The 14,450-nt window shown below is 75.7% G+C and carries 11 protein-coding genes; 2 read left to right on the plus strand and 9 right to left on the minus strand.

Features of this window, described 5'->3' with window-relative positions:
* Window positions 1-24 precede the first annotated feature (24 nt).
* The 7 genes from ACIG47_RS11740 to ACIG47_RS11770 all read right to left on the minus strand — a co-directional run bounded on the left by ACIG47_RS11740 (window position 25) and on the right by ACIG47_RS11770 (window position 8,504).
* On the minus strand, window positions 25-633 hold the full coding sequence (locus ACIG47_RS11740; RefSeq protein ID WP_397430945.1) for a serine O-acetyltransferase: 609 nt from the start codon (window positions 631-633) through the stop codon (window positions 25-27).
* Entirely contained in the window at window positions 630-1,766 is a 1,137-nt protein-coding gene (locus ACIG47_RS11745) for a glycosyltransferase family 4 protein (RefSeq protein ID WP_397430946.1), read from the minus strand. Before ACIG47_RS11745 ends, ACIG47_RS11740 begins: the two co-directional genes overlap by 4 nt.
* Window positions 1,763-3,274 (minus strand): lipopolysaccharide biosynthesis protein, encoded by a 1,512-nt coding sequence (locus ACIG47_RS11750; protein ID WP_397430947.1) that lies wholly within the window; start codon window positions 3,272-3,274, stop codon window positions 1,763-1,765. The genes ACIG47_RS11745 and ACIG47_RS11750 overlap by 4 nt, the downstream gene beginning before the upstream one ends.
* A complete protein-coding gene (locus tag ACIG47_RS11755) occupies window positions 3,271-4,341 on the minus strand; it encodes a glycosyltransferase (protein ID WP_397430948.1) in 1,071 nt (356 codons plus the stop codon). The genes ACIG47_RS11750 and ACIG47_RS11755 overlap by 4 nt, the downstream gene beginning before the upstream one ends.
* A 44-nt stretch (window positions 4,342-4,385) precedes the next feature.
* A complete protein-coding gene (locus ACIG47_RS11760) occupies window positions 4,386-5,936 on the minus strand; it encodes a sugar transferase (RefSeq protein ID WP_397430949.1) in 1,551 nt (516 codons plus the stop codon).
* A gap of 104 nt (window positions 5,937-6,040) precedes the next feature.
* Window positions 6,041-6,607 (minus strand): LPXTG cell wall anchor domain-containing protein, encoded by a 567-nt coding sequence (locus tag ACIG47_RS11765; RefSeq protein ID WP_397430950.1) that lies wholly within the window; start codon window positions 6,605-6,607, stop codon window positions 6,041-6,043.
* A gap of 127 nt (window positions 6,608-6,734) precedes the next feature.
* On the minus strand, window positions 6,735-8,504 hold the full coding sequence (locus ACIG47_RS11770; RefSeq protein WP_397430951.1) for a DUF4012 domain-containing protein: 1,770 nt from the start codon (window positions 8,502-8,504) through the stop codon (window positions 6,735-6,737).
* 455 nt (window positions 8,505-8,959) lie between these two features.
* Here ACIG47_RS11770 and ACIG47_RS11775 point away from each other — a divergent pair, with 455 nt between their 5' ends.
* Together ACIG47_RS11775 and ACIG47_RS11780 are read left to right on the plus strand one after the other, a co-directional pair.
* Window positions 8,960-9,511 carry a low molecular weight phosphatase family protein gene (locus ACIG47_RS11775; protein WP_397430952.1) on the plus strand — a complete coding sequence of 184 codons (552 nt, stop codon included), beginning with the start codon at window positions 8,960-8,962 and terminating at the stop codon, window positions 9,509-9,511.
* 79 nt (window positions 9,512-9,590) lie between these two features.
* On the plus strand, window positions 9,591-9,827 hold the full coding sequence (locus ACIG47_RS11780; RefSeq protein WP_397413395.1) for a DUF2530 domain-containing protein: 237 nt from the start codon (window positions 9,591-9,593) through the stop codon (window positions 9,825-9,827).
* Between the two features lie 24 nt (window positions 9,828-9,851).
* Here ACIG47_RS11780 and ACIG47_RS11785 read toward each other — a convergent pair whose 3' ends face one another.
* Complete coding sequence (locus ACIG47_RS11785) at window positions 9,852-13,556, minus strand: ATP-binding protein (protein WP_397430953.1); 3,705 nt, start codon at window positions 13,554-13,556, stop codon at window positions 9,852-9,854.
* Window positions 13,553-14,431, minus strand: coding sequence for a DUF3027 domain-containing protein (locus ACIG47_RS11790; RefSeq protein WP_397430954.1), 879 nt, complete (start codon window positions 14,429-14,431; stop codon window positions 13,553-13,555). The genes ACIG47_RS11785 and ACIG47_RS11790 overlap by 4 nt, the downstream gene beginning before the upstream one ends.
* Window positions 14,432-14,450: the final 19 nt, after the last annotated feature.

Here is a 14,450-nt window from a genome sequence, read left to right on the forward strand (position 1 = left end):
CCGGCGGGCACCAGAGCGCCGCCGTCAGGGAATGATCCGGGCCGGTACCCCGACCGCGGACGCGTCGTCCGGGACGTCCGCGAGCACCACGGCGTTGGCCCCGATCCGTGCCCTGTCCCCGACCCGGACCGGGCCGAGCACACGGGCTCCGGCGCCGACGTAGACGTCGTCGCCCAGCACCGGGTCGCCGTCCTCCCCGGAGCGGGAACGTGCCGCGCCGAGCGTGATGCCCTGCTGCACGCGGGCGTCACGGCCGATCACCACGCCGGAACCGATCACCACGCCCGTTGGGTGCCACAGGACGAGGCCGGGACCGATCCGCGCCGACCAGGCGATGTCCGCCCCGGTGACGAGGTGGTTGAGCTGCTTGAGCACCGAACCCAGCACGGGCACCACGTGCCCCGCGCGCGCCGACGCCCGGTACAGGAAGGCCGCGGCGAACCGCAGGGTGAGCAGCGTGGGCAGCACGCCGGCGGTACCCGGGCGGCGCGGGTCGTCGCTGGTCCGGTTCGCCGCGAGGTCGGCGAACAGGCCCAGAGGCTCCGTCCCGCCGGCTCTGCTCCCTGCGCCAGCGCCCGCGCCAGCGCCAGCGCCCGCACCTGTGGCCGTGTCCCGGGCCGTGTCGTTGGTCATCGCCGCACCACCAGCCGGTCCTCCGCCGGGCTCACCGGTGCGCGCAGGCTCCAGCGCACCCGGCCGGCAGCGCGTGCCGCAGCGTCGATCGCCGCGCCGAGCCGCTCGCTGCCCGCCGTCCAGTCGTAGGCGGCCACGCGCTCCACGGCGCGGGCGCGCAGCCGGTCCCGCAGGTCCTCGTCCGCCATGAGCCGGGCCGCCGCGCCGGCGAGGGCGGCGGCGTCGCCCGGCGGAACGACCAGGCCGTTGCCCAGGTCGTGGACCACCTCGGCCTGTCCCGGCACGTCCGTCGCCACCACGGGCAGGCCCGCGGCCGCGGCCTCGATCACCTTGAACGGCGAGGTGCCCCGGGCGCTCGCCGCGACGGCGCCCCGGGTCGCGAAGGCGAGCGTGGCACCGCCCAGCACGCGCGCGACGGCGGCGCGGTCGAGCACGCCCCGCCACTCGACGCCGTCGTCCCGGGCCGCCAGCACGGCGTCCCGTTCGGCTCCGTCGCCGACCACGACCAGCCGCAGCCCGCTCGGCCAGTCCGGCCGGCGCACGGCGTCGACGAGGTCCCGGATGCCCTGCCAGGGCGCGAGGTTGCCGACGAAGACGGCGTAGGGCGGCCACACGGGTGCTCGCCGTCCGGCGGCGAACAGCGCGACGTCGGCCCCGTTCTCCAGGACGGTCACCTCGTGGGCGGGCCGGCCGGTCACCTCGACCACCCAGCGCGCGATGCCGGCCGACGGCGCCACGACCCGGTCCGCGAGGGCCAGCGGCCGCAGCGCGATCCACCGGGCGACCCGGGAGCGCCCGATCCACGGGTGCACGGCCTCGACCTCGGCCAGCACCCCCTGGGCGCTGACCACACAGGCACCGCCGCGCAGCCTGGCGGCGACCAGGGCGGGCAGCGCGAACGGGTGCCACCGCACCACGACGACGCCGCGCCGCGGCTGACGCACCGAGTCCAGCAGCAGCCGGGCGAGACGGCTGACCCGCCCCCCGGACCGGTCCCGCCGGGCCACGACCCGGTGGGGCTCGATCCCGAGCGCCGCGAGCCGGCGGAGCGTGCCGTCGAGGTGCACGCCCGCGGCAGCCGACTCTGCGGCGCCCTCCAACCAGACGAGGGTCACCCTGGTTCGTGGGTTCACGCGCTCTCCTTCTCCACGGACGGACTCCCACCACGCCGCGACAGCAGACGCGCGGCATGCCTCAGCACGGCAAGGTCGGCCCGCAGACGGCGCCAGAGCAGCGCCTGCACAGCGAGCGCAGCGGCCCACACCAGCAGGCCGACGGCGATCGCGAGCCACGGGCCCAGGCCGGGCAGCAGGCTCACGACGAGTCCCGCCGCCGCGGCGGCCAGACCGTGACCCGCGAAGGCCCGGACCCCGTTCCGGAACAGGGCGCCCGCGGGCGCGTCGGTCACCCGACCGACCCACCACAACCCCAGCGGCCAGACGACGGCGGTCGACACCGCGTAGCCCAGCGCGGCCCCCGTCATGCCGAGGAGGCTGCCGCCGCCGATCGCGAGCAGCACCACCGGCCGGGTCACCAGCGTGAACCGCAGCAGCGAACCCGTGCGGCCCGACGACTGGAACACCCAGTTGGGGGCGAACCCCGCCGCCTCGAACACGCCGCCGACCGCCAGGATCGCGAAGGCGGGCGCGGCCTGCGACCAGCGTTCGCCGAGCACCACGTCGACCACGGGTCCCGCCAGCGCCGCCGCGAGCGCCAGCGCCGGGACGATCGTGTGCAGCAGGACGGTCTGGCCGAACAGGAGGAACTCGCGGTAGCGCGGGGCGTCGTCGCGCACGCGGGAGAGCACGGGGAGCGCCACGCGGTTGGCGGGCCAGGTGGCCTGCCGGATCGGCAGCGCCATGAGCTGGTACACGCGGCTGTAGAGGCCGGCGACGCCCGCCCCGAAGCGGACGCCGAGGATCGCGGTGTCGATGTTGCGGGTCGCGTAGCCCAGGAGCTGTGCCCCGAGCAGGTTGGACCCGTACCGCACGAAGGGGCGCACGGAGACGTCCCGCCGCGGCCACCGGGGCAGCCAGCGCCCGGCGACGATCACGCCGGCCGACATCACGAACGCGGCCACGAGCTGCTGGGCCACCAGCGCCCAGTAGTCACCGCCCGCGACGGCGACGACGATCGCGACGGCGAGCCCCGCGACCGGTCCGGCCACGTCGGCGACGGCGGCGGCGCCCAGCCGCATCCCGCGCACGAGGCCGGCCCGGTGCTGGGTGGCCAGGCTGTTCAGCAGGAAGCTCAGGGAGACCCAGCGCGTGACGTCCGCGAGCTCGGGCTGCCCGTAGAAGGCGGCGACGAGCGGCGCGCAGGCGATGCCCGCACCGGTGAGGACGGCGCCGATCAGGGTGTTGAGCCAGAACAGGTTGTCCCGTTCGGCGTCGGACAGGGTCCGGGCCTGGATCGCGGCGTTGGCCAGGCCGAAGTCCCGCACGGTCTCTGCGACGCCGACCAGGGCGAGCACCATCGCGAGGTAGCCGAACGCCTCCGGGGCCAGCAGGCGCGCCAGCACGACGATCGACACCGCCTGGACCCCGACCTTGAGGAGCTGCCCGCCCAGGGTCACGGCACCCCCGCGGGCCGCCTGCCGGCCGAGCGGCGTCCGGTCGGGGGCCGTGGACGTACCGGTCACGCTCGCCGTCCGACGGCACGCACGATCCGGCGGTACGCCTCGGCGTGCCGGATGCCGACCAGCTCCCAGTCGCGGTCCTCGAGGTGGGGGCGCGTGCCGCGCTCCCGGACGAGCCGCGCGGCCGCGAGCGCCCGGAGCAGGTCGCCGCGCTGGAGGGTGCCGTCGAACATGATCACCCAGCCCTCACCGACCTCCCGCGCGAGGGCGTCGGTGGCCTCGCTGCGCGGTACCAGCACGGGGCGGTCCAGGGAGAGGGCCAGCAGCGCGGCGCCGGAGTTGTGCATCTGCAGGTAGGGCAGCACCACGAGCTCGGCGCGCCGTACCTCGCGGGCGAGGACGTCGTCGGGCACGAACTCCAGGCGGGTCTCCACCCGGGGGTCCGCGGCGGCCACCGCGACGATGTGCTCGGCGAGGCCGGCGTCCTCCGGCCGCCCCGCGACCGTCAGCCGCAGGCCCGGGTCGTCGATCGACCCGAACACCTCCAGCAGGCGTTCGACGCCCTTGTACCGCCGGACCAGGCCGAACTGGAGGAGCCGCCCGGGCTCCGCCACGGTGGCGGGGTCGGGTGGGAAGACCGACCGGTAGTGCCCGTGCGGGATGGTCGCGGTCCGCACGCCGAGCGGCAGCGGCGTGGTCGGGTTGAGGCGGATCCACAGCTCCGTGCGACGGTCGAGCGCGGCCAGGAACGCCCGCTCCAGGCGGTCGCCCGACTCGTGCGGGGCGAGGTTGTGGGCGGTGCGCACGACCGGCGTCTCCGTCAGCTCCAGCCGCAGCAGGAGCGTCCAGGCGAGCACGAGCTTGACGATCCGGCCGGGTACGGTGCGCTGCCGCACGAGGAACTCCGGCCAGTGCACGTGCAGCACGTCGTACGCGCCGAAGATCGCGCGGAGCCAGGTGAACGTCAGGATCCGGACCTCCGGCGGGGCACCGCCGATCATGTGGTCCACGTACTGCGTGCTGCCGTCCGGGGCGGGCAGCACGTGGAGCACACGCACGAGCCCGCGGGTGACGGGGGCGGCGTCCGGCATGGGGCCGGCTTCGTGGTCCGCACCGTTGCCCCTGTTCACAGGCCTCATGGTCCCGGCACGCGAGGAGAACCGCATCTGGACCATCAGTACGCCCCGCTCGGCGCGAAGACCTCGCGGGCCGTGCGCAGCATGATGCCGATGTCGCCGAGCAGGCTCCAGTTCTCCACGTAGTAGAGGTCGAGGCGCGCACCCTGGTCGATCGACAGGTCGTTGCGGCCGCTCACCTGCCACAGGCCGGTCAGCCCGGGCTTGACGAACAGGCGCCGGCGGAGCGCGTCGTCGTACTGCGCCACCTCCAGGGCCACCTGCGGCCGGGGCCCGACGAGGCTCATGTCGCCGCGGAGGACGTTGAGGAGCTGGGGGAACTCGTCGAGCGAGTACTTGCGCAGGAGACGGCCGAGCGGCGTCACGCGCGGGTCGTCCTTCGGCTTGTAGAACACGCCGACGTCACCGTCGAGCACCTCGGCGAGCGCGGCCTCGGCGTCCTGCCGCATGGAGCGCAGCTTGTAGAGCGTGAACGGGCGGCCGTTCAGGCCGATCCGCTGCTGCCGGAACAGGGCGGGGCCGGGGCTGGTCAGTCGCACGCAGAGCGCGAGGACCAGCATCGGGACCGCCACCACGAGCCCGATCAGGGCGGCGACGACCACGTCGAAGACCCGCTTCACCGCGTGCTGGAGGCCCGTGTACCCGGGCGGCGACACCTGGACCACCGGTACGCCGTCGACCGGCGTGATGAGCAGCCGCGGGCTCGCCACGTCGGCGAGCGCAGGGACCACGACGAGCTCGGCGCCCGTGGCCTCCAGGTCCCAGGCGAGCCGCTTGAGCGTCATGGGCGTGGCACTGTCGGACGCCGTCACCGCGACGACGTCGACGTCAGCCGCGCGCGCGGCCTCCGCGGCGTCCTCCACCCGGCCGAGCACGGGGACGCCGGCGACCGGGGACGGGACGCTCGGCCCGCCCGGCAGGCAGACGCCCACGACCTGGAACCCCGCCTCGTGCGCGCGCTCGACGCGGCGGCACAGGTCGAGCACGGCGTCCCGCGCGCCGACCACGAGGGTGCGGCGCTGGAACCTGCCGTGCGCGCGGTCGGCGTGCAGGCGCGCCGCCAGGACGCGCCGTCCCACGGCGAGGAGCAGGAGGCCGACCGGCAGCGTCACCGCGACGTACGAGCGGGCAAGGTCGAACTTCACGAGGTAGCAGACGATCGCGGCGAGGCCGAAGAGCGCGAGCGTGCCGCGCGCGAGCCGCACGTACTCCTCGCGGCCCGAACCCAGGATGCGTGGGCTGCGCGCTCCCGCGAGCCCGATCGCGATCACCCAGGCCTCCGCCAGCGCGACCGAGATGAGCACGTACTGGCCGCCGCGGGGCTCGAAGAGGTCGACCTCCACCTGGCGGTCGAAACGGAGCACGTAACCGAGGGCGACGGCGGCGACCACGGCAGCGAGGTCGACGAAGAGGGCCCGGCGGTTGAGGACCTCCTGCCACGGGGCGGCCGGGCCACGGCGCGGGGCCGGTGCGGTCATCGAGGCCACGTGCCGGGCGGCCGCACGGTCCAGCTCGCTCGTGAGGTCGGTCGCGAGCTCGGCCGCCTCGCGGTCGACGTCGGCGGCGTTCGGATGGTTACCGATGGTCACGGCACGCTCCAGGACAAGGGCGACGAGGCCGGGGCGCTGCGGACGGCCGTACGCCGCACCTCAGCTCCACGGTGAGGTGCGGCGCACGGCCGGCCCGGCGTGGATCAGTGCTGCCGAGCGGCCCGCACGCGGGACACGACCAGCGCGGCCACGCCCGCGAGCAGGAGGCCGCCGGCGACGGCGAGGTACGGCAGGCTCGTGGCCCCGGTCGAGGCCAGGACCACGTCCTCGTCGGTACCACCCCCGCCCGCCGCCGCGGAGCCCGCCGTGACGGCGGTGATCGTGTAGGTCTCGGACAGCGGCCCGCCGTCCTCGTCGAGCACCTGCACCGTGTAGTCGCCCGGTGCGGAGACGGTCGCCGAGTCGCTGACCGTGCCGTTCTCGTCAAGGGTGAACTGGGCCGAGTCGGCACCGGCCACGTCGACGTCCGTGCCGTTCCCGGCAGCCTGGCCCGCGAAGGAGATCTGGACGGTGACGGTCGCGGACGCCATGTCGGCGCAGTCGATCGTGAAACCGAAAGGATCCCCGACCGTGACCGTCTGGCTGTCGAACGTGATGACGCACGGGAATTCGCTGTAGTCGGTGTCCGCCTGGTCCGCATGGGCGGCCCCGGCGGGTGCCAGCACGGCCGCCGTAGCGATCGCAATGGCGCTGATAAAGCGTCGAAGCATTGCTCTGTCCCCTGGATAGTGACTGACTGCTGCACGTGATAGGTGCCGCGGCACCGGTCTGCGTGCCCGGCATATCCAGCGCGGTCACACGCCTGCCCCGAATGAGGAGCGGATCAACCAGGAAAGGCTATTTCTCGAACGACACCTTGACGGGCCTGGGGCCCGGTGTCGTGCGAAGAATGACGCCTCCGTCCTGGCGCTTCCCAGAGATAATGGCATAGGTGACAGATGCTGTCTCGCCAGGGTGAAGTTCTATGTCATCGAATACTCTGGACAATTGATCGTGCTTCTGCGGAGAAAGACCGATTTTCTCGGAGTTTTCGGACGCCTCGACGACCGTCCCTCCGGCGGGCGCGTAGACCACGGAACGCAGGCGGATCAGCCCCGGTTCGCGCTCGTCGTCACCCACCACGTACGCGGGCAGGCGCGCCGCGTCGGCCGCCTTCACCCGGGAGGTGTACGTCACCGTGACGTCCAGCCGGCGGGAGCCGTCGGGCCGCGTCTCGCGCTCGGCCACGTCCACCGCGGTGTCGAGGTAGTAGCCGATCTTCGCCATCTGCAACCCGTGCGTGAAGACCCCGACCACGGGCTGCGCGCCGTTCACACCGCGCAGCCCGCCGTCGAGCACGGTGCCCGACAGGAGGTCGGCCTCGGTCCGGTCCGCCGACCACACGAGCAGCCGCCCCTCGCGGGCGGCGACCGTCAGCGCGTCCACCATGCCGGCCGACCCGGCGGCGCCGGACGACAGCGACCCGAACGCGGTCCGGGCGACGTCCGCGAAGATCTGGTCCGCGCCCTGCGGCGTCTCGGTGAGGTAGACGCCGTTGATCAGGTAGCTCACCAGGTCGGCGCCCTGGAGCCCGCCCGCCGGTCCCGCCTCCAGCGGGCCGTCGGCCGCCAGCAGCCGGGCCAGCGCGGCGGGGTCCGTCGCGAGCACGCCGTCCACCGTCTGCCCCGTCTCCCGGGCCCACATGGCCCGCGCGATCTGGGCGGCGCGGGGAAAGTCCGGGGTGGCGGTCACGTTCTGCATCCAGCGCCCGACCTTGTCGCCGAACACCGCCTGCTCGTCCTCGGTCAGCTCGGCCGCCGGTGTCGGGAAGGGGCCCACCTCGTCGGCGGGCATCTGCCGGGTGAGCTCGATCCGGCCCTGGTCGGCGTGCAGGACCAGCACCGTGCCGACGATGCCACCCAGCGCCCGGGGCTCGGCGCTGTTCTGCACGAGGACGAGGTAGTCACGCGGGCCGTCGGCGCCCAGCATCGGCGGGATGAGCTGCGCGGCGCGCGCCGCCGTCGCCGTCGACATCCGCAGGTCGGCGAGCTGCTGGTGCAGGTCGGCGACGGCGGTGGACACCTGCGGCAGGACCGGCGACCGGTCGATGCGCGCCACGCGCTGCTGCGCGTAGCCCACGGCCTGGTCCGCCTGGGCCACCGCGGGTGCGGCCGCCACCAGGGGGTCGAGGTCGATCCGGCCGTCGTGCGGGGCGAACGTCGCGGGGTCGGCCAGCTCGACCACGTCGGCGAGCCGCGGCAACGGTCCACGGGCGAGACCGTCGGCCACCGCCGCCATCGTCGCCACGGCCTCCACCGTCGGTCCCACGACCGGGAGCCTGCTCACCAGCGCCCAGTGCGGGCCGTCGGTCGCGTCCCGCGCCTCGGCGGTGTGCCGCTGCAGGTCGGCGACACCGGCGTCGAGCCGGTCGATGCGCCCGGCGACGGCGTCGGCCTGCAGCGTGGCGACACCCTGCGCCGCCTGGCCGAGCGCCGCGCGGGCGCGCACGGCGTCGACGACGACCCACGCGAGGACCAGCGCGAGCACCGCGAGCAGCCCGCCCACGCAGAGCAGCACGACCCTCAGGTTCCGGCGACGGCGGCGGGTCCAGAACTCCCGCCGGGGCAACGACGGCTTCTCCCATCGGGGCGGTGCCGGACGCTCCGCCACGAGGGTGCCGGCCCGCCCGGGGCCAGGCCGCGGCGGCCCCGGCGGCCCCGGCCTGCGCAACGGCAGCACCTTTGCACCCTCACCCTTTTTCTCGCCGTGGCGGCTGCTTTCAGAACCCTCCCTGGATCTCGGGTTCCGCGTGTTCTCTGCGGGGGCCGTGGCGGGCGGGAACACCGGCGCGTCCGCCCACTTGTCGCCCCATCCAGGATGTGTCACCGGACCTCCTGACGGCTTAGTGCGCGTTACGTTACCTGCGACCCGCCGGAGGAGCGCGCCGGAATTCACCAGTTTGCATTGACCGATGATTGTCGGCGAGCATTTCCATGATGCCGCATAGAAATGCTGGTCAAGGTCATGCAATGCGCGGATAGAATAACCGCGACATACCACGGTCCCGAAGAAAGGCATGTGCGATGGCGTTCAGCGTGCTCGCGGTCTGCACGGGCAACATCTGCCGGTCCCCGGCGGTGGAGACGCTGCTGCGCCACGCCCTCGACCCGTCGGTCACCGTCGCCAGCGCGGGCACCCGCGCGCTGGTGGGCCAGCCGGTCGCCGAGCCGATGGCCGAGCTGCTGACGGCAGAGGGGCTCCCGCCCACCGGGTTCGTGGCCCGGCAGCTCGAGCCCGCGCTCGTCGAGCAGGCGGACCTGGTGCTCGCCCTGACCACCGCGCACCGTGCCCGGGTGGTCGAGTCGGTCCCGTCCGCCGTGCGCCGCACGGTCACCGTCACCGAGCTGGGCCGCCTGTCGAGCACGCTGGCACCGGGTGCCGTCACCGGCGAGGACGACGCCGCCCGGCTCGCCACCCTGCTGCCCGCCGCCCTCCAGGAGCGGCCCCGCCACGCGGGCCGCCGCCACGACGACGACGTCGTGGACCCCTACCGGCGGTCCGGCGCCACGTACCGGCGCAGCTACGACCAGATCGTCGACGCCCTGACGTCCGTGGTGGCCGCGTTGCGGGCGTGACCGGGCACACCCCGGTTTCACCCCTGGCACACCCCCGTCGTCGCCGGGCTTGACGAGTCCTTGTCCGTACACTGGCAAGGTGCCAACGATCCGCTCCCTGCTGGCTCACCCGGAGCAGCGCCGGCCGAGCCCTCCGGCTCCGCGCGCCGATCTCTTCCGGGTCCTCGGCGCGGGCATCGGCATGTTCGCGATCGGGCTCGTGGTGATGCTCGTCCTGGCTCTCACCGGGCGGGGGAGCATGGAGGCCGTCGCGATCTGCGGCACCGGGATGGCGCTCGGCGGGCTCGGGCTCCTCTGGGCGCGCCGGCACCGCTGACCCGGTCGCACTCCGGGCGGCCGGTCAGGGCCAGGCACGCTCCGCGTCCAGGAGGTCCGCCCGGTCCGGGTCGCGCAGCGCCGCCTCCAGGAGGAGCGCATCGGCCCCGGTCAGCTCGGCCAGCGCCCGCGCGAGGCCCTCGACCGAACCGGCGTGCGGAACGCCGGAGCCGTCGTCCGCCGTGGAGACCCACCATGCGACGCGCGTGCCCTCGACGGTGAGCGGCTCGTGGCGACGCCAGGCGGCCGGGGCGCCCGGCACCAGGGCACGGACGCGCGGGTCCAGGTCCACGCGCTCCCCGGCGCCGTCGGGCACCACGCCGGGGTCGTCCTCGTAGGGCAGGTCGAGCAGGTCGGCGAGGTCCTCGGCGACGTCGGCCGGCGCGGGGACCACCGGGCCGAGCTGGGCCCACCGGGGCGAGGCGGCGACGGCGAGGTCCTCGGCGGCCTCCACGGTGACCCCGCCGGGCCCGAGCGCGGGGAGCCGGGCCGGGGTCACGGAGCGCACGTCGCCGGTGCGGACGAGCGCGGCCAGCCCGGCCCACACGGCACGCGCGACGGCGGCCGGCAGCCGCACCCGCTCGTCGCCGACCGGTTCCGGCAGCCGGTCCAGGACCGTCGCCCAGTCACGTCCGGGCAGGTCAGCCAGGTTGTGCAGGCCACCCAGCGCGACCAGGACGGCGTCGTCGAGCCCGGCGGTCGCGGGCGGCGCGGGCGCCAGCAGGGGCGTGTCACCGATCGCGAACGGCGCGCCGAGCACACGGCGCAGGAACCACGCGGTGTACGACACCGCCTCCCGGCCGGGGGCGTCCGGCGAGCGCACGGGCGTCAGCAGCGCGCGGCGCAGCGCGCTGTCCGCCGCGATGCGGCCGAGCGCCGCGGCGAGCGGATCCTCGACGCCGGTCTCGTCGCCGGGCCCGGTCCGGCCCAGGCCGCCCTCGGGCGCCTCGCGCAGCACGTCCAGGTCCGGGACCGCCTCGACGTCGCCCACCCAGGCCCCGGGGCCCAGCTCGTCCGCGAGATGCTCGACGTACTCGTCCCACGCGGAGAGCCAGCCGGCCGGGTCGTCGGGGCCGTGGTCGGCGGCGTCCTCGGTCGTCAGCACGTCGGCGACGCGGTACGGCGCCAGGCCGGCACGGGCACCCGCGGCGGCCAGCGGGCCGGGCCCCCAGCGCTCGACGACGTGCTCGTCCACCACGGCGACGTCCAGGTTCCGGGCGGCCCAGGTGCCCGGCAGCGCGGACTCCCGCAGCGGCACGACGTCGCCGTCCGCCACCACCGGGAGCTCACCCAGCCAGAAGGGCAGCCCGCCCGGCTCCGGGGCCGAACCCGCACCGAGGCGGCTGCCGCCGTGCCCGCCCGGGCCCGGCACGTCGTCCTCGGCCACTGCGAGCGCGACCAGCTCCAGCACGGCCCGCACCGTCTGCGCGGCTCCGGACGGCGACGCCGCTGCATCCTCCGCGGACGGCGCGGACAGGACGCGGCCGACCTGGTCGGCGTCGCCGTCCTCCAGGATCTCCTCGGCGGCGGCGAGGGCCGCGGACCGGACCGCGGCGTCGGCCAGCAGACCACGCGCCGAGGTGCGCGCGGCGCCGACCCGTTCCAGCAGCGGGTGGGCGACGTCCGGGTGCACCACCCGGACGCCCAGGTCACGCGCGACCTGAGCGAGGTGCGGGGCGTCGAGGAGCACGGTGCCCCGGGCGCCCCGGCTGGTGCGCCCGTCGGCGAGCGGCACCGGGAGGCCCGCGACGGCCTCGAGCACCGCGGGATCGCCGGTGTGCGCCGCGAGGGCGTCGAGGGCGTCGCGGACGACCCCGGGCTCGGGCGGCAGCGCCTCGACCAGCTCGGCGAGGTCGGCACGGTGCGCACCGAGGGACCGTGCCAGCGCCTGGTGCCGCACCGGGACGGTGACGAGGGCGGCCGGCGAGCCGCCGGAGAGCACGCGGGCGAGCGCCGGGTCCTCCCCGAACGGGCCGGCGAGGTAGGCGGCGTCCTGCGGCGGCACGCGCAGGACGTGCTCCTCGTCCGGCACACGGGGATGCGCCAGGGTGCCCTCCGGAGCGGCGTGCCGGGACCGGGACGGATCCTCTCTCGGCGCGGCGCCGGGTCCCGGCAGGCGCAGCAGCGGGGTCGCCCGCAGGGCTGCCTCGGCCGCAGCGCGCACCGCGGCGTCGACCTCGCCGGCCGGGAGACCGGTCGGCACCAGGCCGAGGACGTCGCGCTCCGCCGCGAGCCCGCCCAGGAACGCGGCGTAGGCCCGGCCGGCCTCGGCGGCCACCCGGTCCGTGGTGGGCCCGGGCAGCACGCCCCGACGCCCCGGGTCGACCGGGAACGACGCGATGAGCAGGGCGGGGAACGTGAGCGGCACGTCGGTGGGCGTCGGGGCGTGCAGGGAGGTGCTCACGCGCGCGCCCTCCGCCGTGGTCGGCAGCGCCCAGAGCACCGACCAGTCCGCGCGGCGCTCCTCGGTCGGCAGCGTGCCGTCCGGGTCGAGCACCCCCGAGGTGCGGTGCACGCGCCACCTCGAGGAGACGTCGCGCAGCACGCGCGCAGTCGCCGACGGCGGGGCGACGTGCGGTTCAGAACCCGGCTGACCTGCGAAGTCGTCCTCGATCACCACCTCGGCGAGCGCGGGGAGGGCGAGCAGGAGGGCATCGTCGAGCGCGGCGAGCTGGTCGCGGACGGCGGCGACGGCGGCGGCGTCACGCAGCACGAGCTCGACCACGGTGTCCGGTTCGCCGGCCGTGGTGCCGGGAGCAGGGAAGGGAAGCCGCAGCACGGGCAGCGCGTCCCCCCGCGCCCGCGCGTCACCCAGCAACCGGGCGGCGCTCTCCTGCTCCCCCGCCGCCGACGCGAGGTCGGTCCTTTGTCTCGAGATCGGTCCATCGATGGGCCGATCTCGAGACAAAGGACCGACCTCGGCGTCATCCTCGCCGGCATCAGAGTCCAGGGCCAGCTCCGCACGGGTCGCGGCGAGCGAGAACCGCACGCCGCCGTCGCGCGAGCGGACCAGCACCTCGTCCGACACCGACCGGACCGCCGCGAACCCCACACCGAACCGCCCGACGGCGCGCATCGCCCCGCCGGTCCCGGAGCCGGCGTCCGGCCAGGCGTCACCGCCGGCCGCCCGCTCCGCGTCGCCCGAGCCGGTGCCGGGCGGGACCTGCGCGGCACCGCTCGAGCCGGTACCGGGCGGGACCTGCGCGGCGTCGCTCGAGCCGGTACCGACCCCGACCTGCGCGGCACCGCCCGAGCCGGTACCGACCCCGACCTGCGCGGCACCACCCGAGCCGGTGCCGAGCGGGACCTTCGCAGAGGCCCGAAGGGACACCAGCGACCCCACGCCGGCGGCGTCGAGCGGTGCACCGGTGTTGGCCGCGACGAGCCGCCAGCCCGAGCCGTCGCCCGGGTCCTCGCCGTCCGTACCGTCGCCGCCCGAACCAGCGACGAAACCCGAACCAGCGACGAAGCCCGAACCCGAACCCCCGTCACCAGGCCCGCCAGCGGCCCCGACGGCCTCCAGCCGCAGCACGAGCCGCCCCGGTACCCCCGCACGCGCCGCCGCGTCGGCCGCGTTCTGCGCGAGCTCCACCACCACCCGGTCGCGGTAGTACCCGCGCGCGTAGTCCTCCTCGGCGTTCGCGTCCTCGCGGAACCGCGTCGGGGAGGCGAGCCACGCCTCGGTCACCGCGCGCCGCAGCGCGCCGGTGCCGAAGGGGTCGTGGGTCACTCGCCCGGTGCGTCCTCGCGGCCGGCGGCAGTGCCGGCGCCGTCGGCGTCCGGGCCGCCGCCCTCGGTGCCGCCCGCGTCCGCGACGGCCACCGGCTCCACCTCGTTCTCGTCGATCAGCGGCGCCGGGGCCGGCCAGTCGGTCGGGTGCTCCTCGACGTCGGTCTCCGAGTGCGCCCCGCAGCCGTGGTCGAGGGAGACCACCTTGCCGTCGTCGGGCGACCACTCGTTGGCGCAGACCCCGAAGAGCTGGCCCATCGAGCCGGACAGCGGGATGAGGAACGCGCACGTCATGCACTCCGCGGCCGCGGCGACGGCACCCGCGGTGGTGGGGCCGCGCGACCCGCGGTACCAGCGCTCGGCCGCCTCGGCCCGGCCCTGCGGGGACAGCACGCGGGTGCGGGCGAGCGCGAGCTCGTCGATCGCCACCTCGTCCACCTCGGGGTCGCCCGTGGGCGTGTACCCGGGCTCGAGCCGCGGGTCGTCGGCCTTGAAGGGCAGCACGTCGCCCGGGCCCACGTCACCCGGACGGAGCCGCTCGGACCAGGGCAGCCAGGCCGGGGCGAGGATCGCCTCGTCGCCCGGCAGCAGCTCGACCTCGCTGATCGTGGCGGTCCGGCCGCGCGGCACGCGCGTCACCGTGACCGTCCAGTGCCAGCCGCGGTAGCCCCGCATGGTCGCGGCGAAGCGGTGCGACGCCACCCGCTCGTCCTCGAAGACGGTGCCGAGGTGCTCCCCGACGTCGTCCGGTCGCTCGGCCACCTCCTGGGCGGCGGCGCGCGCGATCTCGACGGCGCCGTTCAGCACCGCGTCGCGGCTGGAGCGTGCGGTGACCCGCCGGGTGGACGTGCGTGCGGCGGGCGCGATGGTGACCATGTTCCTCGGGACCTCGTGG

The organism is Promicromonospora sp. NPDC052451, from assembly GCF_044547525.1.
Classification (GTDB): Bacteria; Actinomycetota; Actinomycetes; order Actinomycetales; family Cellulomonadaceae; genus Promicromonospora.